The organism is Streptomyces sp. NPDC008086 (genome assembly GCF_042957325.1).
Taxonomy (GTDB): Bacteria; Actinomycetota; Actinomycetes; order Streptomycetales; family Streptomycetaceae; genus Streptomyces.
On record NZ_JBIBIA010000015.1, the window covers coordinates 1 to 20,881 of the forward strand.

At 71.1% G+C, this 20,881-nt stretch carries 15 protein-coding genes and 2 pseudogenes; 13 read left to right on the plus strand and 4 right to left on the minus strand.

What is annotated here, in order from left to right:
- Positions 1 to 203: 203 nt before the first annotated feature.
- The 7 genes from ACFZBP_RS38090 (at position 204) to ACFZBP_RS38120 (ending at position 6,411) form a co-directional block, all read left to right on the plus strand.
- Complete coding sequence (locus ACFZBP_RS38090) at positions 204 to 1,688, plus strand: NAD-dependent succinate-semialdehyde dehydrogenase (protein ID WP_383452491.1); 1,485 nt, start codon at positions 204 to 206, stop codon at positions 1,686 to 1,688.
- 570 nt (positions 1,689 to 2,258) lie between these two features.
- On the plus strand, positions 2,259 to 2,474 hold the full coding sequence (locus ACFZBP_RS38095; RefSeq protein ID WP_391420432.1) for a hypothetical protein: 216 nt from the start codon (positions 2,259 to 2,261) through the stop codon (positions 2,472 to 2,474).
- 106 nt (positions 2,475 to 2,580) lie between these two features.
- Entirely contained in the window at positions 2,581 to 3,318 is a 738-nt protein-coding gene (locus tag ACFZBP_RS38100; protein ID WP_391420434.1) for an HAD-IA family hydrolase, read from the plus strand.
- On the plus strand, positions 3,315 to 3,791 hold the full coding sequence (locus ACFZBP_RS38105) for a GNAT family N-acetyltransferase (protein ID WP_391420437.1): 477 nt from the start codon (positions 3,315 to 3,317) through the stop codon (positions 3,789 to 3,791). Before ACFZBP_RS38100 ends, ACFZBP_RS38105 begins: the two co-directional genes overlap by 4 nt.
- A gap of 107 nt (positions 3,792 to 3,898) precedes the next feature.
- Positions 3,899 to 4,654, plus strand: a complete 756-nt coding sequence (locus ACFZBP_RS38110) for a transposase family protein (RefSeq protein WP_391420439.1) — start codon at positions 3,899 to 3,901, stop codon at positions 4,652 to 4,654.
- The gene (locus ACFZBP_RS38115; protein WP_391420441.1) at positions 4,651 to 4,848 is read left to right on the plus strand and encodes a hypothetical protein; all 198 of its coding nucleotides are present in this window, start codon (positions 4,651 to 4,653) and stop codon (positions 4,846 to 4,848) included. The genes ACFZBP_RS38110 and ACFZBP_RS38115 overlap by 4 nt, the downstream gene beginning before the upstream one ends.
- A gap of 255 nt (positions 4,849 to 5,103) precedes the next feature.
- Positions 5,104 to 6,411 (plus strand): DUF418 domain-containing protein, encoded by a 1,308-nt coding sequence (locus tag ACFZBP_RS38120; RefSeq protein WP_391420443.1) that lies wholly within the window; start codon positions 5,104 to 5,106, stop codon positions 6,409 to 6,411.
- A gap of 599 nt (positions 6,412 to 7,010) precedes the next feature.
- Here the strand turns inward: ACFZBP_RS38120 and ACFZBP_RS38125 are convergent.
- Both ACFZBP_RS38125 and ACFZBP_RS38130 read right to left on the minus strand, forming a co-directional pair.
- Complete coding sequence (locus tag ACFZBP_RS38125; RefSeq protein WP_391420446.1) at positions 7,011 to 7,469, minus strand: hypothetical protein; 459 nt, start codon at positions 7,467 to 7,469, stop codon at positions 7,011 to 7,013.
- Between the two features lie 163 nt (positions 7,470 to 7,632).
- Positions 7,633 to 7,725, minus strand: a pseudogene (locus ACFZBP_RS38130) (helix-turn-helix domain-containing protein); the annotation flags it as partial.
- A gap of 251 nt (positions 7,726 to 7,976) precedes the next feature.
- Between ACFZBP_RS38130 and ACFZBP_RS38135 the strand changes: the two are divergent.
- The 4 genes and pseudogenes from ACFZBP_RS38135 to ACFZBP_RS38150 all read left to right on the plus strand — a co-directional run.
- Positions 7,977 to 8,290, plus strand: a pseudogene (locus ACFZBP_RS38135) (SDR family NAD(P)-dependent oxidoreductase); the annotation flags it as partial.
- Between the two features lie 184 nt (positions 8,291 to 8,474).
- Positions 8,475 to 9,272: an oxygenase MpaB family protein gene (locus tag ACFZBP_RS38140; RefSeq protein WP_383452948.1), complete on the plus strand. Its 798-nt coding sequence runs from the start codon at positions 8,475 to 8,477 to the stop codon at positions 9,270 to 9,272.
- A gap of 62 nt (positions 9,273 to 9,334) precedes the next feature.
- Complete coding sequence (locus ACFZBP_RS38145) at positions 9,335 to 11,572, plus strand: tetratricopeptide repeat protein (protein WP_391420448.1); 2,238 nt, start codon at positions 9,335 to 9,337, stop codon at positions 11,570 to 11,572.
- A gap of 99 nt (positions 11,573 to 11,671) precedes the next feature.
- On the plus strand, positions 11,672 to 13,249 hold the full coding sequence (locus tag ACFZBP_RS38150) for an FAD-dependent oxidoreductase (protein ID WP_391420451.1): 1,578 nt from the start codon (positions 11,672 to 11,674) through the stop codon (positions 13,247 to 13,249).
- Positions 13,250 to 13,281: 32 nt separating this feature from the next.
- On the opposite strand, the gene ACFZBP_RS38155 is transcribed toward ACFZBP_RS38150, so the two are convergent.
- Positions 13,282 to 15,054, minus strand: coding sequence for a serine hydrolase (locus tag ACFZBP_RS38155; protein ID WP_391420453.1), 1,773 nt, complete (start codon positions 15,052 to 15,054; stop codon positions 13,282 to 13,284).
- Positions 15,055 to 15,223: 169 nt separating this feature from the next.
- Here ACFZBP_RS38155 and ACFZBP_RS38160 point away from each other — a divergent pair, with 169 nt between their 5' ends.
- Both ACFZBP_RS38160 and ACFZBP_RS38165 read left to right on the plus strand, forming a co-directional pair.
- Positions 15,224 to 16,333 (plus strand): nitronate monooxygenase, encoded by a 1,110-nt coding sequence (locus ACFZBP_RS38160; RefSeq protein WP_391420456.1) that lies wholly within the window; start codon positions 15,224 to 15,226, stop codon positions 16,331 to 16,333.
- The gene (locus ACFZBP_RS38165; protein ID WP_383452514.1) at positions 16,330 to 17,883 is read left to right on the plus strand and encodes an acyl-CoA synthetase; all 1,554 of its coding nucleotides are present in this window, start codon (positions 16,330 to 16,332) and stop codon (positions 17,881 to 17,883) included. Before ACFZBP_RS38160 ends, ACFZBP_RS38165 begins: the two co-directional genes overlap by 4 nt.
- 3 nt (positions 17,884 to 17,886) lie before the next feature.
- Here ACFZBP_RS38165 and ACFZBP_RS38170 read toward each other — a convergent pair whose 3' ends face one another.
- Positions 17,887 to 20,796, minus strand: coding sequence for an AAA family ATPase (locus tag ACFZBP_RS38170; RefSeq protein WP_391420458.1), 2,910 nt, complete (start codon positions 20,794 to 20,796; stop codon positions 17,887 to 17,889).
- Positions 20,797 to 20,881 lie beyond the last annotated feature (85 nt).

Here is a 20,881-nt window from a genome sequence, read left to right on the forward strand (position 1 = left end):
GTCAGCGCCATCCTCATCGCCTTCGCCATCCTCGCCCTCGGCCTGGTGGCCCTGGTGCGCTGGCTCGGCTCCGGCAGGCAGGACTCCCTGCTCTCCGTCGAGAACACCGTCGGTGTCGCCAACCCGGGAGGCGAGGCCGTATGACCACCCACCGATCGTGCTCTCTCACACACCATCCTGCGACCAGCGAAAGAGCCACGCGCATGACTGACACGCTCACCGCTTCCTCAGTGGAGTCCGCAGCCCTGGAAACCGTCCCCCGTGGCTTCCTCGCCCACGACTGGCAACCCGCCACCGGCGGGCGCACCTTCGAGGTGCGCAACCCCGCGACCGAGGAAGTCATCGCCACCGTCGCCGACTGCGGCGCACAAGACGCGCTGACAGCACTGGACGCGGCGGCCGCGGCCGCCGACCAGTGGGCCCTCACCAGCCCGCGGGACCGGGCGACCGTGCTGCACCGGATCACCGACGCCATGACCGAACACCGTGAGCGTCTGGCCCGGATCATCACGCTGGAGATCGGCAAGACGATCACCGAAGCCCGGGGCGAGGTCGACTACGCCGCGGCCTATTTCCGCTGGTACGCCGAGGAGGCGGTGCGCCCTCACGCACGCAGCACACCCTCCCCGGACGGCAAGAGTCACATCGTCACCGTCGCCGAACCGGTCGGCCCCTGCCTGCTGATCACCCCGTGGAACGTGCCGCTGGCCATGGCCGCCCGCAAGGCCGCCGCCGCCCTCGCCGCAGGTTGCACCGCCGTACTCAAACCGGCCGCACTCACCCCTCTGTCCTCCCTGATACTGGGCGAGCTGGCACGCGAGGCCGGCGCGCCCGCGGGTGTCCTGACCGTGATCACCAGCAGTGACGCGGCAGCGGTCACCACGGCAATGCTGGCCGACCCCCGGCTGCGCAAGCTGTCCTTCACCGGGTCCACCCCGGTCGGCAGGCTGCTGCTTCAGCAGAGTGGTGCCCGGGTGCTGCGCACCTCGATGGAGCTGGGCGGCAACGCGCCGTTCCTGGTCTTCGACGACGCCGACCTCGACCTCGCGGTCCGCGAAGCGATGATCGCGAAGATGCGGCTGGGCGGCCAGTCCTGTGTCGGCGCCAACCGGTTCCTGGTCCAGGAGTCAATCGCCGACGCGTTCGCCGCCGCCATGGGCGAGCGGATCGCCGCCATCCGGGTGGGTGCCCCGGACCGGGAGGACACCGAGCTCGGCCCGCTGGCCGACCACCGCGCGGTGGACAAGGTCCGCCACCTCGTCGATGACGCCGTGGCCCGTGGTGCCGTCGTCGTCGGCCAGGCGGACATCCCTGACGGGCCGGGCCACTACGCCGCCCCCACCGTGCTGGACCACGTCCCCGCCGACGCCGCGATCATGCACGAGGAAGTCTTCGGCCCCGTCGCCGCCATCCACCGGTTCTCCACCGAGGCCGAGGCCATAGCGGTGGCCAACAATACCGAGCACGGCCTCGCGTCGTACGTGATGACGTCCCACATCGATCGCGCCCGCCGTGTCGCCGCCCGTCTGCAGGCCGGAATGGTCGCCATCAACCGCGGCCTGGTCTCCGAGGTCGCGGCACCCTTCGGCGGGATCAAGCAGTCCGGCCTGGGCCGCGAAGGCGGACCGGAAGGCCTCCACGAGTACCAGCAGCTCAAGTACCTGTCCCTGCCCGGCTTCCACACCTGAGCGAGCCGCCACGAGCGGCAGGGCTCGCCCGCGTCCTGGCCGGGCAACGCAGCGACCGGACGGGGGTGAGGGTCCATCCCGCTACGTCCACCAGCGGCCCGGTCAAGGGTGGCCGTCAGTCTCCGGGGGCTTCGATGTCTCCAGCCTGGCCGCCAGGACGGATCTTCGGCAGGACAGCGGTGTGAAGCAGTTCCTGCCGTCGGCGCCTGCCTCTCAGTTCCTGGTCACCGACAGCAAAGGACATCCAGCAGTTGGCGGGGCAGGGAGTCTGGGACGGCAAGCAGCCACGGCAGGCTGGTGGGGTCTCGGTTCTTCCTCACCGACACCGCGCCATGCTCCGCAGCCCCATGGCACCCGTGATCCGGGTGCCGTGGGGGCTGCCATCTCCACCGACTTGACGAAGGAGACGGTCAGCCGTGGACGCCATCGACGCCGGCACCGATGATCGCCACATTCCCCCCGATCTCGGTCCGGGACCGGTCCGGACCCTGGGGAACGGTGTCGAGCCAGTAGGGGGTGCCCCCTGCGTCGGACGCCCACCCCCAAGTGGCCGAGGCGCTAGCCCGCCAGATGACGGCCGTCAACACCAACACGCGCTACGTCCAGGAAGCCCTGGTCGATTACGCGGAGCGGCTGCTCGCGACCTTCCCCGAGGAACTGTCGAAGCTGAGCATCGCGTGCACCTGGTCGGAGGCGAACGACCTGGCGGTGCGAGTGGCAAGGTTCCACACGGGGGGCGAAGGCATCATCGTCACCCGCTGCGCTTACGACCCCGGGGGAAATTGAGGTCCGAACGTGCTGGCCTGCCGTGACATAGAACGCGCTGAATGTAGCCAGTGTTTGGGCAGTGGCCCTGGCGTCGAACGCGACGACGTAGTCAGGATCGTGAGTCATGCGTGCAGTTGTGTTTGACATGGATGGGACGCTTCTGGACAGCGTCCCCACGGTGTCCCGGGCGTACGCCGAGGCGATTCGTTCGCTCGGTGGCCCGCCGGTCTCCCCGGATGAGGTGGTCGCCGGCTGGCATGTCGGCCACACAGACCTGGTTCTTGCACACTTCCTCGGCCGCACCTGCGGCCCCGCCGAGGTCGAGCGCTTCCACGCCCACCTGGATCCGGCCGTCGCCGAGCTGCGGCCGTTCCCTGGCATACCGGCCCTGCTCGACGAAGTCGCCGATGCGGGCCTGCGGCTGGGCGTATTCACGGCGGCCACCCGGCGAGTGGCTCTGAGTATGCTCGCTGCCGCCGGAATCGACGCTCGATTTGACGTGGTCGTCGCAGGCGACGAGGTTGACAGGCCCAAGCCGGCGCCGGACGGGTTGTTGCTGGCACTGCGGCAGCTCGGGGTTCCGGCCGAGGCAACCGCCTATGTGGGTGACGCTGAAGTGGACCTCGACTGTGCCAACGCCGCAGGATCGCTGGGAATGCACGCCAGGTGGGGTGCACGCGCCGGTGTCCGAGTCGGGGCTCACCCGGTGGCGGCGCGTCCGTACGACGTCCTCAGCCTGCTGGCGGTGCCTCGCAGCCGCACGGGCAACGGCACGGCCCGCCAGGACAACTCTGACAGTGTTCGGCAGATCGGCAGTTCGGCAGACCAGCTGAGGCTCTCGGGTGAGGATGGGCAGTCGTGATCAACATTGGTTCGTTGCGTGAGGAGGATCGCGCCGCCTGGGAAGTGCTGGCGCGCGGCTACAAGGCGTTCTACCGCACCGCGGTGCCGGACGAGGGCTACGAGGAGACTTGGCAGCGGCTACGGGGCGGTACGGAGTTCCACGGCATCGGCGCCTGGTCGAAAGGGAAGCTGGTCGGCATCGCGCACTATCTGTTCCACCCGACGTTCTGGATGGAGGACAGCTGCTACCTCCAGGACCTCTTCGTCGACGAGGCGGCACGCGGCCGAGGCGCGGCGCGGATGCTGATCGAGAAGGTGGCCGATGCATCGCGGGAGCGGGGGGCATCCCGCTTCTACTGGACCACTCAGGAGGACAACACCGCCGCCCGCGCACTGTACGACAAGGTGGCGAGCTTCAAGGGGTTCATACGCTATGACTACCCCCTTGACTTGCGACCTGGAGGAAGTGCCGGCGGGGCCGGTCGGCAGTGACATGAGAAGGGCCGTGCGGATTAGGTGAGTTGTGAAGCTGACCTGGGCCCGCACGGCCTGCTCCCCATCCTGCCCCGTCTGGTGTCTCCCGCGCACACTTCGGCGAGTTGTTCGCCGAAGTCGCCGACCCGTGGGAGGCGGCCCGACAGTCCACGCTGCGCATGGCGCGGAGTCGTGAACGCAAGCAGGCGGCCGGGGCAGGACGCAAGCCGAAGCTGGTTCAGTACGACAGGTTGCTTCTCACGCTGGTACACCTGCGCCATCAGCTGCCGCACGAGGTCCTGGCCGAGCTCTTCGGTGTCGACCGCTCAACCGTCTCGGCGGCGATCCGGCAGGTCCGCCCGCTGCTCGCGGCACGCGGCTTCGCGGTGCCCGACCGGCCCGGGGTACGACTGCGGACGCTCGCCGACGTCTCCGCCTACGCCGAGGCCGAGGCCGTCGAACTGCGGCTCGACGGAGCCGAGACCCAGGTCAGACGCCCGCAGACGGGCCGCCCCGGACGCCGGGCCTTCATCTCTGGCAAGCGGAAGCAGAACACGATCAAGACCACCACGTTCAGCGACGGACAGGGCCGGATGCTGCTGTCCGGGGTCGTACGGCCCGGCCGAATGCACGACCAGACCGCCGTGCGCACTGAGGGCATCGCCGAGCAGTTCAGGCTTCACCCGTCGGTGAAGTCCCAGGCCGACGCCGGGTATGCCGGGCTGGCCAAGGAGTTCCCCGGCCAGGTCACCGTCCCGCCGAACCCGCGTTTCTCCAGCGCGACTCGGCACGCCGCGTGCGGCCGTAGTCGGCATCGGCCACGAGCACCGGCACCGACAGGCCCTGCTCGGCCAGCCGGTCCAGAGCAAGGCGGGTCTTGACGGGGATACGGCGCGGCCGACTCCGATGGTGGGATCGCCGCCATCCGCCACGCTTCAAGCTCGGCGTCACTCACTTCGGTCGTTGCGACGGCGCGCCCCTGGTCCTGCTGCTCGGCGCGGCCTGGGAGTGGTGGCCCTCGGTGGGCATCGAGTACGTGGCCTTCGCCGTGAACGTGGTGCTGCTGTTCGCCTGAGGCATGTTCACGGGCCGCGCCGCCGGGCGCACGAGGGATTCCGCCTTGAAGATCGGCAGGTGGACGCGTTGCTCGGGCTGGCGGTCGTCGTGGCCAACGCCGTCATCGATTAGAGGAAGTGTGCCGGCCGGGCCCGCCGGGCTGTCGGCGCGGCGCGGTTCCGTCGGTCGGCGGGGCAGTCCCAGCCGGTCGGCGGGGGCGTTGCCGAAACCTGTCGGATGTTCCACCTCCTGGCGGCACCGAAGGATTCGCCGTATGACACAGGTAAAGCCGCCGCAGGAGCTGTCGGCTCCGCAGAGGAACGCGCCCCCACCGCCGCAGGCCTCGCCCGAATCCGCCGGGCAAGTCTCGGGCGGACCCTCGATGGGACGCCTGGTCGGGCTGGATCTGGCCCGTGCGCTGGCGGTGTTCGGCATGTACATCGTGCACATCGCCCCGATGGACTCCCCCCAGGGCAGCGTCGGCAGCTGGGTGTACTTCCTGGCCGAGGGACGCTCCTCGGCCCTGTTCGCCACCCTCGCCGGGTTCTCGCTGATGCTGATCGCCGGCCGCCGTGAGCCGAAGGCCGGCCTGGCGGGCCGACAGGCGAAAGCCCGCATCGCGATCCGCGCCGTGATCCTGCTGGCCCTGGGCACCGTGCTGGCGATGGAGTACGGGGACATCATCATCCTCGCCTACTACGGCGTCTACTTCCTCCTCGCACTGCTCCTGGTACGACTGAGCGCAAGGACACTGGCGCTCATCGCGGCCGGGATCGCACTGGTCATGCCGCAGCTGGCGTTCGTTTTGAAGATGTGGCTGAGCGACTCCGTCCAGCAGACCGTCAACGCCTACGACCCGCTGGAACGCCTCAGCACCGTGGGAGTACTCGATCTGCTGCTGACGGGCCTCTACCCGACCATCACGTGGATGGCGTTCGTGACCACCGGCATGGCTCTGGCCCGCCTCGACCTGTCCGCCCCCGTCGTCCGGCGGCGCCTGGCCGTCCTCGGTGCCGGCCTCGCCACAGCCGCCTACGGCCTGGCCACACTGCTGACCGGCGCGAGCGCGGTATGGAACGTCGGCGCAGGTGGGGGACCCTCCAGCGGCTCCGGTCGGGGCTCCATGGGCAGCGGCTACGCGGTCTCCGGCTCCATGGGCGGCGGCTCGGCGGTCTCCGGCCCCATGGGCAGCGCACCCGGCGGGCCCGAGCTGTCGGCCGCGGACCTGCTGGGCGCCGTGTCCCACACCGGCACCACCTTCGACACCATCGGCTGCGCGGGCATCGCGATCCTCGTGATCGTGGCCGCGACGGCGGCGATGGACCGGCTGCCGCTACTGCGCCGCTTGGCGAAACCCGTCATCGCCGTGGGCACCATGTCCCTGACCGTCTACGTAGGTCACTTCCTCGCCCAGTCCGCCTGGCCCGCCTCCGGCGCCGGCACCACGACGTCCTGGGTACCCGTGCTCACGTACATCCTGACAGCGATCGTGTTCGCCACGATCTGGTCCCGCTTCTTCCGCCGCGGCCCTCTGGAGTATCTGCTGAACGCCGCCACCAAACCCGCCAAGTACATCCGCTGATGTCCGGTCGGGGTGGCTCGGCTTCCTGCCCGACCCCGGCCTGCACGGCGCGTTCGGCCCGCAAGGGGATAGCCTTGCGGGCCTCGGCAGTGGCCCTGGCCGACTGATCTCAGCTCCGTCTGACGCTGACCTGCCGTCCGCGGAGCGGCCTGGGCAGTGGCTGGCCATGCCTGGGCCAGGGGCCGGGACTTGGTGCGCTGAGCTTTCACTGGTCACTCCCGTGAAACGTGACGGTGTAGGCGAAGGCGCACAGGCCGGGGATGAGGTGCTGCAAGGCAGCGACTCCGGGCGGAGGAGGGCGGACGGTCTGGTGGTGCGCTCACAGCAGCAGCGTCGTTGGCCATGAGGAGACTGCGGAGCGCTCTCGGGTGATTGATCCAGGCGCCCCGGGGAGTATCCGAGGTGACGTCGTGGTGGGGGATGTGCCGATGCAGACGAGTGAGGGAGCGGGAGGAGGCCTTCTCCGGCGTAGGGCAGGAAAATCAATGAGCCCCTACGGATGTGCCAAGAATCCTTGGCAGACCGCGCACCGTGCCGCGGAAGCTGGTTGGCAGAAGCGCAGGTCAACGTGATGCGCAGGAGACACTTAACGGCGGTGGTCACACGGCCGCGTGCTCGCGCAGGCGGCACACCGTCACGGCGTGGAGAGCAGGCCGGGACCCGGAGGTGAGGGGCCGTCGGCGCTGACGCCGCCCGTGACCCAGAGGAACTCCAGCCTCTCCGCGTCGGTTGCGGGCCGAGACGTGCGGGCCGACCGCACCCTCGTCCCACAGTCGGGCGAACTCCGCGCTGGTGGACCGCAGTTCCTCGACGAGGGCGGTCAGTGCGCGGTCGTTGGGGTAGTCGACGAGAGCCGTGCACAGATCGGCGACGAGGGCGGGCCTCAGGGCGTCGCCGTCGTGGAGCACGGGCCAGGCCGCGAGCCCCGAGCGCCCCGTGGCGAAGACCGCCCGCACCAGATTCCGCTCGTCGTGGGTCCGTGCGCTGGGGTCGCCCAGCGGCACCGCCCATGCGGGGGTCCAGGACAGCAAGGTCCAGTCGGCACTGAACACGCCCACGGGGAACTCCCCGAGACGGGCCAGCATCCGCTGGACCCCGGCCGGGACGTGCGTGGAGACCGTTTCCCTCCTGGGGAGGCAGCAGGCCGGCCAGCCGGTAGGCGTGATCGCGCTCCAGGGGCTGCAGTTGCAGTGCCCTGGCCAGGCTCGCGACCACCTGCGCGGAAGGGCTCGTGGCGCGCCCCTGCTCCAGCCGCACCACATAGTCGACCGACAGCCCCGCGAGCTCGGCCAGCTCCTCGCGTCGCAGTCCCACCGCACGTCGTCCGGGCCGCGAGGTCCGCCCGACGTCCGCGGGCGCAAGCCGGTCGCGCCAGCGGCGCTATGCCGTGCCAAGGGTCTCGTCCACTGGACCATTGTGTCCGCCGCGCAGCCCTTGTGCCTGGTACTGGCTGTCCTACCGTCGCGGGGAGCACTGGTTGTCCTCCCGGCACGGGCCGAGAGTGAAGGCATGACGACAACATCACCGGAGCCAACAAGTCCCTCGGGTACGAGACCGCCCGCCGTTTGATCGATGTGTCCAGCGGCATGGCGTCGTTCGTGCTGACCCACGACACCGAGCGCGCCGAGGGCCGCAACCTCGCGCCCTCTACACGGCGTCGAAGGCCGCCGTGACCATGCTGACCACGCAGTACGCGCAGTCCTGGCCGGACGTGAAGGTCAACGCGGCGGACCCGGGTTACACCGCTACCGACTTCAACGGGCACAGCGGCCCGCAGACGGTGACCGAGGGAACCGACGCGATCGTCGAACTCGCCACCCTCGGCGCGGACGGGCCTGCCGGGACCTTCCGTGACCGCCACGGGGCGATGCCCTGGTGACCCACCCCTGGATTCACGCTGAGTGAGCCCCAGGGCATGACCCGGCGGCGTTCCGGGAACGATCCGGGGATGACGTCGCGGTTGAGGATCTCCTGTGGGAGATAGCCGGAGAAGGATCAGGCGTTTCCTGCCTGCGGACACCGGAGACCCCGGCCTGTTCACCCCCAACTCGGTGACCTGGCAGATGCACGGCGACCCCATGATGTGGGTCGCCGGCATCCGCGCGCTCTACCTCCAGGCCCTGCACCCGCGCGCGGTGCGCGGCGTCATGCAGAACTCGGACTTCCGTCAGGACGCCTGGGGCCGGCTGCTGCGCACCGCTAACTTCGTCGGCACCATCACCTACGGCACCACCGAGGCCGCCGAGAAGGCCGGCGCCCGGGTCCGCAAGATCCACAGCATGCTGGGCGCCACCGACCCGGCCACGGGGGAGCGGTACGGCGTCGACGAACCCGCGCTGCTGCTGTGGGTCCACTGCGCCGAGATCGACTCCTACCTCCAGGTCGCCCGCCGCTCCGGCTTCCGCCTCACCGACGCGCAGGCCGACCGCTACATCGCCGAACACCGCGTCAGCGCCCGCCTGGTGGGCCTCGACCCCGACGCCGTACCGGCGAACCAGGACGAGATGGCGGCGTACTTCGAGAAGGCGCGCCCCGAGCTCGCATGCGGAACCGAGGCACGCGCGGTGGACGACTTCCTGCTCCGCCCGCCGACGCACCCCCTGCTCGTCCCGGCGCGCGAGGTGCTCTGGCGGCGCGTGGCGAACCTGGCGTACGCCGCCCTGCCGCCGTACGCCCACGAGCTGTACGGCAGACCGGCCCCGAAACCCGCCACCGTCACCCGTCAGTTGTGTGCCACAGGCACCCTGCTGCGCTGTGTTCCCGCACGTCTGCGCTGGCAACTCCCGCCCAAACACATCCTGCGCGCCATGGCCCGGCTCGGCCCGGGCTCCCGCCCGGCACCGTACAAACTCGGGCGATAGCTCGCCATACTGGACGAGCCGGGGAGGGTGGGGCGGACCACAACGGGGGGCGAGCGCGGGAGATGGGGGACAGCAGGCTGATCCAGGGCCGGTACCGGCTGCTCGATCTGATCGGGCGCGGCGGTATGGGCGAGGTGTGGCGCGCCCGCGACGAGTCGCTCGGCCGGCATGTCGCCGTGAAGTGCCTCAAGCCGTTGGGACCGCAGCACGACAACTCGTTCACGCGGGTCCTGCGGGAGCGGTTTCGCCGCGAGGCCCGGGTGGCCGCGGCGCTCCAGCACCGCGGCGTGACCGTCGTCCATGACTTCGGGGAGGCCGAGGGGGTCCTGTTCCTGGTCATGGAACTGCTCCAGGGCCGCAACCTCAGCCAGCTCCTGGAGGACAACAAGCACCACCCGCTGCCCGTCCCGGACGTCGTCGAGATCGCCGACCAGGTCGCCGCCGCCCTCGCCTACACCCACCAGCAGGGCATCGTGCACCGCGACCTGAAGCCCGCGAACATCATGCGGCTCGCCGACGGCACGGTGAAGATCTGCGACTTCGGCATAGCGCGTCTCGCCCATGACATCGGCTTCACCTCCCGGCTGACCGGCACCGGCATCGCGATGGGCACCCCGCACTACATGTCGCCGGAGCAGATCGGCGGCGACGAGGTGGACCAGCGCAGCGACCTGTACTCGCTGGGCTGCGTGCTGTACGAGATCGCCACCGGGGTACCGCCGTTCGACCTCGACGACCCCTGGGCGATCCTCGTGGGTCACCGCGACACCCCGCCCCGGCCGCCGCGCACCCATCGCGCCGAACTGCCCGAGTACTTCGAGAAGGTCATCCTCGACCTGCTCGCCAAACGCCCGGAGGAACGCCCGCACGACGGACGCGAGCTGGGCCGCCGGATCAGTCTGGGCCGTACGACACCGGCGTACGTGCCGACCGTGGTGACCCCGCGGCCCGATCTCACGCCCCCGGCGACCGCGGCCCGCACGCCCCGTCTGCCGTCCTGGACCCGTGGCATGACCACCGGCCACAAGGCCACCGGCGCCGGACTGCGCACCACGCCTCCCGACGCCTCGGCCGGCCTCACCGGCGAGTGGATCCCCCGCCCGACCACCGGCCGCCCCGACGAGACCGCCGCCCCCGGCGGACCGCCCGCCCCGTCCGCCGCGCGACTCACCGCACTGGCCGGGCGGCACAACGCCGGACTGAGCCTGGGCCGGCTGGGCCGCTGGACCGAGGCCGGCGAGGTGCACCGCGCGGTCGCCGCCGAACGCGAACACCTCCTCGGCCCCGACCACCCGGACACCCTCGCCAGCCGCTACGAACTCGCCTTCACCCTCAGCCGCACCGGGCACGCCGCCGACGCCCTGCGCGAGTACAAGCACGTCGCCCGCGCCCGCAGCCTCGCCCTCGGCCCCGACCACCCCGACACGCTCGCCGCCCGGCAGGAAATGGCGTACGTCCTCGGCCAGTTGGGCCGTCACTTCGACGCGCACCAGGTCTACACGTCCGTCCTGACGGCACGGGAGAGCGCCATGGGCGCCGACCACCCCGACACCCTGCGCTGCCGCCACAACCTCGCCTTCAACCTGAGCAGACTCGGCCGTCTGGAGGACTCGTACCGGATGGCCGAGGAGGTCGCCGCCGCCCGCGCCCGAGTCCTCGGCCCGCAGCACCCCGACACACTGGTCACCCGCTACGAAGTCGCTTATGCACTGGGTCAGTTGGGACGTTGGGCCGAGGCCCTGCAGACCTACCGCGAGGTCGCCGAGGCCCGCGCCCGGGCCCTCGGCCCCGACCACCCCGACACCCTCGCCGCCCGCTACGAGGTGGGTATCAGCCTCGGCCGGCTCGGCCACAGCGCGGAGGCGCTCCAGCTCTACCGGGACCTGATCGACGACCGCGCCCGCGTCCACGGCCCGGCCCACCCCGAGACCCTCCGCGCCCGCCACGGCCTCGGCGTCAACCTCGGCCGCCTCGGCCGCTGGGAGGAGGCCCTCGCCGAGTCCCGTGACGTGTGCGCGATCCGCGAGCGCGTGCTCGGCCCCGACCACCCCGACACCCTGGTCAGCCGCCGCGAGGTCGCCGTGAGCCTCGGCTGGCTCGGCCGCTGGCCGGACGCGCTCACCGAGTACCGCAGGGTCGCCGCCGCCCGCGAAGGCGTCCTGGGCGCCGAGCACCCCGACACCCTCGCCAGCCGCAACGACGAGGCCCACTGCCTCCAGCAGCTCGGGCGGGAGGCGGAAGCGGCCGAGCTGTACCGGAGAGTCGCGGCGGTGCGGCAGCAGCGGGCGGCAGGGCGGTGAGCAGTCCGTCGCGGTCGCCCGTGCGGACGACGGGCGGGGCCGTGACTCCGGACGCCCGCACGTCTGGCCGACCTAGATCAACACGTGTTACGAAGAACCATGCCTGCACACGAGTCGAGCCCCGCAAGCCGTACGTACGACGCCGTCATCGTCGGCGGAGGCCACAACGGCCTGGTCGCCGCCGCCTACCTGGCGCGGGCCGGGCGGTCCGTGCTGGTGTTGGAGCGGCTGGACCACACGGGAGGCGCCGCCGTGTCCACGCGGCCCTTCGCCGGCGTCGACGCCCGGCTCTCCCGCTACTCGTACCTGGTCAGTCTGCTGCCGAAGAAGATTGTGCGGGACCTGGGCCTGGACTTCCGGATCCGCACGCGCGACGTCTCCTCCTACACCCCCGTGCAGCGGGACGGACACCCGACCGGACTGCTCGTGGGCGGCGGCGAACGACGTACCCGGGAGGCCTTCGCACGACTGACCGGCGGCGAGCGCGAGTACGCGGCCTGGCAGCGCTTCTACGCCATGACCGGCGAGGTCGCCCGGCGAGTGTTCCCGACGCTCATCGAACCGCTGCCGAGCCGCGTGGAACTGCGCCGCCGGGTGGACGACGAGGACGCCTGGCGGACCCTCTTCGAGGAGCCGATCGGCGTCGCGATCGAGGACCGGTTCACGGACGACCTGGTGCGGGGCGTGGTCCTGACGGACGCACTGATCGGCACGTTCGCCGACGCCCACGACACCTCGCTCAAGCAGAACCGCTGCTTCCTCTACCACGTGATCGGCGGCGGCACCGGCGCCTGGGACGTCCCCGTCGGCGGCATGGGCGCCCTCACCGACGCCCTCGCCGCCGCGGCACGCCAGTCGGGCGCGGTCCTCGTCACCGGGCACGAGGCGGTACGGATCGACACGGACGGCCGTACGGCCGAGGTCACCTACCGCACGGCCGACGGCGAGGGCGTCGCCACCGCCCGGCACGTCCTGGTCAACGCCTCCCCGCGGGACCTGGCCGACCTCACCGGCGACACACCCCCGACCCCCGCCGAAGGCGCCCAGCTCAAGGTGAACATGCTGCTCAAGCGCCTGCCGCGGCTGCGCGACACCTCCGTCGACCCGCGCGAGGCGTTCGCCGGCACCTTCCACATCGCCGAGGGCTACGACCAGCTGGCCACCGCCCACGCCCAGGCCGCCGCCGGCGAACTCCCCGCCGCGCCGCCGTCCGAGATCTACTGCCACTCGCTGACCGACCCCACGATCCTCGGCCCCGACCTGGTCTCCCAGGGCTACCAGACCCTGACCCTGTTCGGCCTGCACACCCCGGCCCGGCTCTTCGAGCGCGACAACGACGCCGTACGCGACGAACTGCTGAAGTCGACGCTGGCCCAGCTCGACGCGCACCTCGCCGAGCCGATCGCCGACTGCCTGGCCACCGACGCCGACGGCCGCCCCTGCATCGAGGCGAAGACCCCGCTGGACCTCGACCGCGACCTGCGCCTGCCCGGCGGCAACATCTTCCACCGCGAGCTGACCTGGCCGTACGCCCAGGAGGGCACCGGCCGCTGGGGCGTGGAGACCTCCCACGCCAATGTGCTGCTCTGCGGGGCGGGCGCGGTGCGCGGGGGAGGGGTGAGCGGGGTGCCCGGGCACAACGCGGCCATGGCGGTGCTGGAGCGGCCCGCCGACTGACGGGCGGTCAGGCATGGCGGTCGGACCGTTGATCAGTCGGCGGAGGCACTCCAGCCGCTCGCCGTGACGCGGGCCGCGTCGGCCGGGCGGGACGCGTCGAAGAGGACGCGGTCCGCCGCCTCGACGCGCAGGCCGTCGACGTAGGCGCCACGGCCCACGTACAGCCGGTCGGTGGCGTACCGCCAGCGGAGCGCCAGCTGACGGTGCGCCGGGAGCCGGGCCGTGAGACGGTGCCAGACCCGGCCCGACCAGCCGGTGACCGTGCCGCCTGGGTGGTCCTGCGGTCGCTCGCCGTGCCGGACGGTCGTGAAGGGGAGCGGCTGCCAGGTCACTCCGCCGTCCGTCGTGGACTCCAGCACGAGGAGGTCGGCCCGGGGTTCGGTGTCCCACCACAGAGCGCAGCGCAGACACGCCTCGCCCGCGGACGTGTCGAGGGCGGGGAGCGCGAGGGTCGCGGTGGTGGCGGTCGCCATGCCCGAGAACCATGCGGTACGGCCGTGGCGCGGGCGGACCGCCACGGCGCGCGCCATGTTGTCGGCGGCCGCGACCCGGGGCGCGGACCCTGATCGCCAACTACGCACCGGATGAACCGAGTTGCCGAGCACGACGAGGAACGAGTCGGTCGTCGGGTCCAGTACGAGTGAGGTGCCGGTGAAGCCGGTGTGACCGGCCGTGCGCGGGGTGGCCATCGCGCCCATGTACCAGTGCTGGTAGAGCTCGAAGCCGAGGCCGTGCTCGTCGCCCGGGAAGGCGGTGTTGAAGTCGGTGAACATCAGCTCCACCGACTCCGGCTCCAGGATGCGCCGCCTGCCGTAGGCCCCGCCGTTGAGCAGCGTCCGGCCGAGGACCGCGAGGTCCCACGCGTTCGAGAACACCCCCGCGTGGCCGGCGACTCCGCCGAGGCTGAAGGCGTTCTCGTCGTGCACCTCGCCCCACACGAGCCCCCGGTCCAGGCCGGACCAGGGCTTGCGGGCGTCCTCGGTGGCCGCGATCTTGGGCTTCCAGGCGGCGGGCGGGTTGTAGCGGGTCCTGCGCATACCGAGTGGGCCGGTGATCTCGTCATGGAGGAGGGCGTCCAGCCGGCGGCCGGTGATCTTCTCCAGGACCAGCTGGAGGGAGATCAGGTTCAGGTCCGAGTAGAGGTACGTACTGCCCGGCGGGTTGAGCGGCGCCTCGTTCCAGACGAGTTCGAGCTTCCCCTCGTACGTCGGCGCTGCGTACAGCGGGATCCAGGCGCGGAACCCCGAGGTGTGCGTGAGCAGCTGACGGATCGTGATGTCCTGCTTTCCCGCGCGCCCGAAGTCCGGGAGATACGAGGCGACCGCCGCCTCCAGCCCCAGCGCGCCCCGCTCGATCTGCTGCACCGCGAGGATCGAGGTGAACAGCTTGGACACCGAGGCCAGATCGAAGACGCTGTCCCGGGCCATCGGGATCTGCTGCTCGGCCGGGAACTCGACCCCGGTGTCGGTCTTGTCATCGTACGCCCGATACCGCAGCGCCATCCCGATGGGCTCGTGCAGCGCCACGGTGCCGCCGCGCCCGGCCAGCAGGACGGCGCCCGCGTACCAGGGGTGCGCGGGGGAGGGGCCGAGGAACCTTTCCGCGTCGGTGACCAGGCGGCGGAGCGGGGCGGGGAGAAGACCGGCGCGTTCGGGGGAGCCGTATCGCAGGGTGGTGCGGCCCGAGGAGAAGGCGGCAGCTGCCGCCGGTCCGGCCGGCAAGGGCGCGAAGGCCAATGCTCCACCCAAAGCCAGCGTTCCTCGGGCGAGTTGACGTCTGGTCAGTCCTCTTCTGCCCTCGGTCATCGAGGTTCCTCCCGCCGCGCAGGCTGAAAGTATCTTTCCGGGATCACCTTGTGTGGTGAAACTTTCGTGTCAGGAGTGGCCCGTGTCAACGGGGCGGTGACCGCAAGAGATCTGACGGTGTATCAGAAAAGGCCTTCCGTCGTCCGGAGGACTGCGGCATCCTGCGCCCATGCAGACGGAGCTGAGCAAGAAACTGGGAGTCGAGCACGCCATCTTCGGCTTCACGCCGTTCCCCGCCGTCGCAGCGGCCATCAGCCGGGCCGGCGGCTTCGGAGTGCTCGGCGCGGTCCGCTACACCGCACCCGACGACCTCAAGCGCGACCTCGACTGGATCGAGGCACACGTCGACAACCGCCCCTACGGGCTGGACGTCGTCATGCCCGCGAAGAAGGTCGAGGGCGTCACGGAGGCAGACGTCGAGGCGATGATCCCGGAAGGCCACCGGCAGTTCGTCAAGGACACCCTCGCCAAGTACGGCGTACCCGAGCTGGCCGAGGGGGAGGCGGCCGGCTGGCGGATCACCGGATGGATGGAACAGGTCGCCCGCACCCAGCTCGACGTCGCCTTCGACTACCCGATCAGGCTGCTCGCCAACGCCCTCGGCTCGCCGCCCGCGGACGTCGTGGAGCGCGCCCACGACCAGGGCGTGCTCGTCGCCGCGCTCGCGGGCAGCGCCCGGCACGCCCGCAAGCACCAGGAGGCGGGCATCGACATCGTGGTGGCCCAGGGCTACGAGGCGGGCGGCCACACTGGTGACATCGCCTCCATGGTGCTCACCCCGGAGGTGGTGGAAGCCGTCGACCCACTGCCCGTGCTGGCGGCCGGCGGGATCGGAAGCGGCCCACAGGTGGCGGCCGCGCTCACACTCGGCGCCCAAGGTGTGTGGCTGGGCTCCATATGGCTGACCACCACAGAGGCGGACCTGCACTCACCCGCGCTGACCGAGAAACTGCTCGCCGCAGGCTCCGGCGACACCGTGCGCTCCCGCGCCCTCACCGGCAAACCCGCACGCCAACTGCGCACGGAGTGGACGGACGCGTGGGACGACCCGCACGGACCCGGCACCCTCCCCATGCCACTCCAGGGCCTCCTGGTCGCCGAGGCCGTCTCCCGGATCCAGAAGTACGAGGTCGGGCCGCTGCTCGGCACGCCCGTCGGCCAGATCGTCGGCCGGATGAACAGCGAACGCAGCGTCCAGGCCGTCTTCGACGACCTCACCCGCGGCTTCGAGCGGTCCGTCGACCGCATCAACCGCATCGCCGGAAGGAGCGGCCAGTGACGAGCACACCCCCCACGGGCTTCTGGGCCCAGGCCACGGCCGACCCCGACCGCACGGTCCTCGTCGCCCCCGACGGCGAGCAGTGGACCGCCGCCCGACTGCACGCCGCCGCCAACCGTCTCGTCCACGGCCTGCGCGCGGCCGGGATGCGACGCGGCGACGCGTTCGCCGTCGTCCTGCCCAACAGCCCCGAGTTCTTCACCGCCTACCTCGCCGCCAGCCAGGCCGGCTTCTACCTGGTGCCCGTCAACCACCACTTCGTCGCCCCCGAGATCGCCTGGATCGTCGCCGACTCCGGCGCCAAGGTGCTCCTCGCCCACGAACGCTTCGCCGACCCCGTCCGCCGCGCCGCCGACGAGGCCGGCCTGCCCGGCACCCACCGGTACGCGATCGGCACGGTCGAGGGCTTCAGGCCGTACGCCGAACTCCTCGACGGGCAACCCGAGTCGGCGCCCGCAGACCGCACCCTCGGCTGGGTCATGAACTACACCTCGGGCACCACCGGCCGCCCGCGCGGCATCCGGCGACCCCTGTCCGGCAAGACACCCGAGGAGTCCTACCTCGGCGGCTTCCTCGGCATCTTCGGCATCAGGCCGTTCGACGACAACGTGCACCTCGTCTGCTCGCCGCTGTACCACACCGCCGTACTCCAGTTCGCCGGCGCGTCCCTGCACATAGGCCACCGCCTGGTGCTGATGGACAAATGGACCCCGGAGGAGATGCTCCGCCTCATCGACACCCACGACTGCACGCACACCCATATGGTCCCCACACAGTTCCACCGCCTCCTCGCCCTCCCCGAGGACGTCCGGTCCCGCTACGACGTCTCCTCCATGCGCCACGCCATCCACGGCGCGGCCCCCTGCCCCGACCACGTGAAGCGGGCGATGCTCGACTGGTGGGGGCCCTGTGTGGAGGAGTACTACGCCGCCAGCGAGGGCGGCGGGGCCTTCGCCACCGCCGAGGACTGGCTGAAGAAGCCCGGCACGGTCGGCAAGGCCTGGCCGATCAGCGAACTCGCGATCTTCGACGACGACGGCAACCGGCTCCCGCCCGGCGAACTCGGCACCGTCTACCTGAAGATGAACACCGGCGGCTTCGCCTACCACAAGGACGAGGCCAAGACGAAGAAGAACCGCATCGGCGACTTCTTCACCGTAGGCGACCTCGGCTACCTCGACGAGGACGGCTACCTCTTCCTCCGTGACCGCAAGATCGACATGATCATCTCCGGCGGGGTCAACATCTACCCGGCCGAGATCGAGTCCGTCCTGCTCGCGCACCCGGCCGTCGCCGACGCCGCCGCCTTCGGCATCCCGCACGACGACTGGGGCGAGGAGGTCAAGGCCGTCGTCGAACCGGCCCCCGGCCAGGAGCCGGGGCCGGCCCTCGCCGCCACGATCCTCGACCACTGCGCGGGGCAACTCGCCGCGTACAAGCGGCCCAAGAGCGTGGACTTCGTCTGCGAGATGCCGCGGGATCCCAACGGGAAGCTGTACAAGCGGCGGTTGCGGGAGCCGTACTGGGAGGGGCGTACACGGCCTGTGTGACGGTCAGGGGCGCATACGCGGAGGAGCCCCCAGTGCTCTGGCGAGGCCAGCCGCGTCGGTGCCGATCTTGCGGTAGACACTCGACAGCAGCTGCCGTACGCCCTGTTCGGTCAGGTGCAGATCCGCCGCGATCGATGCCACCGGGCTTCCCTGGACGGTCAGTTCTGCCGTTCGGCGTTCGCGCGCGGTGAGCGCGTCCGCCTGCACATAACGCAGGGGCAGCGGACGCAGACCAGCTGTCGAGAGCTCCTCCCTGGCACGGGTGGCGAGCGCCTCGGCCCCACAGTGGACGGCGCCTTCCAGGCCCTGGTAGAGCCGGTCGGCGGCCTCCTGGAGTCGCCCGTGGCGGGACAGCGCGGCGCCGTGGCCGACTTGGGCGCGAGCGAGTTCGTACGCCGCCGGGGACTGCTCCAGGCAGTCGATCGCCTCCGCGTACAGGTCCAGCGCGGCCGGCCCGCCGGTCACCTCGGCGAGGGTGTGGAGGGCCTGGCCGATGGTGGAAGCGGCGCCGAAGTCCCGGGCGCGCTTGACGGCGTCCTGGGCGTGATGGACCGCCTCGTCCGGGGCGGTCGGGGCGAGCGCGGTCGCGAGGCGCAGCTGCCACGGGCACCACGCCGGGTTGCGCCAGGCCCGTCCGTCCAGCCAGTCCCCGACCGCGGACAGCAGCGTCGCAGCCTCCGCGTGCCGGCCCTCCGCCAGGAGCAGTTCCGCGTACACGGTGCGTGGGTCCGGATAGATGACGGCGTTCGGAGTCATCTCACCGAAGTGGTGGTCGTCGGCGAGAGCGCGCGCCTCGGTGACGCGCCCACGGGCCAGCAAGGTCTGGATCAGGACACTGACGCCGTACCACTGGGCGGCCACGACGCCTTCCACCTTGTCGGCGATGCGCAGTCCTTCCCTGACCAGGTCCTCGGCCTCGGCCAGACAACCGCGGTGGTAGCGGACATAGCCGGCGATGGTCTGGCCGAAGGCCAGGTGGGAGCCGTGCCAGCCCTTGCCCACGCACTCGGCGATCCCCTTCTCGAACAACTCCTCGGCCCGGCGCGGCTGGTCGCCGTACATGAACACCAGAGCCACCGAAAGGGGCACCTCGAAGCCACGGTTCTCGTCGGTCCAGCTCATGCCGCCGCGAAGGGACTTCTCCGCGTAGCCGAGCGCGGTCTGCCGTGGTTCGCCGCGCAACACGGCGTCCCAGGCCCGCAACCCGAGGATGTAGCGCTCCTCCAGGCTGCGGCCGGGCAACTGCTCGGCCAGCCGCGCCAGCCTCCTGGAACGCGCGGGAGAGTCCGGATCCTCCGCGCGCATCGTGCTCCAGACGAACTGGTCGGCCTGCATCCGCAGTTTGACGCGTGGATTCGTGGCCTGCCGGGCCTCCTCGGCGGCCACGGTCACGGCCTCGTCCATCCGGTCGGTGTGGGCGAGCGCTGTCGTCAGCCGGTAGACGATGGAGGCGCGCAGGTCGGGTTCGACATCGGGCTCCGCCAGCGCCTGATGGAGAAGCCGCACCGTGGCCGTGGGCTCGATCAGGAACGTGGCGAGCGCGAGTTCGTGCAGGACCGCGGCGCGCTCCTCCGGGAGGGGCGGCTCCTGCAACGCCCGGGTCAGCAGGCGCCGGGCGGCCTCGGTCGCCCCGGCGCCGAGGTATTCGCGAGCGGCCTCGCGCAGACACTCGACCGTCTCGGGGCTGCCCTCGCAGGGCACCTCCAGTAGATGCCGGGCGGCGGCGGTGGGGCCGTAGCCCGCGTTCAGCACGGCGTTCGCGGCCGCGTTGTGCAGACCGGCCCGGAAGCCGGCGCGGATGGACCGGTAGATCGTCGTGGCGATCAGGGGGTGGACGAACTCGAGCTCACCCTCCGGGCCGTGGCCGTCGGAGAGGATCCGGGCCGCGCGAAGCTGCTGGGTCGCCTCGGCGACGGTCTCGTCGCCGAGCACAGCGATGGTCGCGGCGAGTTGTGGTGAGAAAGGCGAACCCAGCACGGCGGCGGAGTGCGCGAAGCGGACGGTCGTGGTGGCGAGGCCTTCCAGACGCTCGATCAGTCCAGGACCCTTGATGGCCGCAGCGAGTTCCCGCATCGCGGGCAGGTCGTCCTCGCTGCCGCTCAGTTTCCGCTCGGCGAGGCCGATGGCGAGCTCCACCGTCTCGAAGGGGCTCCCACCGGTGGCCGACCAGCACTCCTTGCAGAACACGTCCTCGGCCCGGTGACCGACCTGGCTCCTGACGATCTGCGCCACGCCGTCCGCGGTGAGGCACGCGAGGTCGTGGGGGTGATCGCTGTGATGCCCGACGAGGGTGCGCAGTTCGCCCGCCTCCGAGGGCAGCTCGTCGGGCCGGTAGGCGACCACGATCAGCAGGGGCAGGTCATCGACCCGTGACGCGAAGGAATCGAGCCAGCTCAAGGACTCGGCGTCCGCCCAGTGCAGGTCGTCCAGGAGCAGGACGACGGGCGCCTTCTTGATGGTGAGGCAGGTCATGACCCAGTCGAGACCTTCCCGGACCCCCGTCGGGTCGGGTGCCGGGGCAGGGCCTCGCGCCTCGAGACCGAGCACCGCGGCCATGACGTCGTACCAGCTGCCCAGGAAGGCCCGGAGTTCGGCTGCCTCCATCCTGGCCAGCAAGGGCTGTACGAGCTGGCGGACCACGCGGAACGCCGACCCCTGCTCCTTCTCCCCGCCCCTCCCCGACAGCACGGTGAATCCCGAGGCCATGGCCCGCTGACGGGCTTCCGTGATCAGCGCCGTCTTGCCCAGTCCGGCCGGTCCGCTGAAGGCGAGCAGCCCCTTGCGCCTCGCTTGCGGCACACCGTCCGTGGTGCGTCGCAGTTCCTTGAACGCGGCGTCGAGGGCCTGAAGTTCCCGTCGGCGCTCGATCAACGTCCGCTGGTCCGTGACCGGGTGCCGAGGCTCCATCGCCATGTGCCGTACCACCTTCTGTCGTTCGGCTCGGAGGAAGCCGAGCGTACGCCTCGCGACGATGCGGCAGGACGAATTGAGCACCATA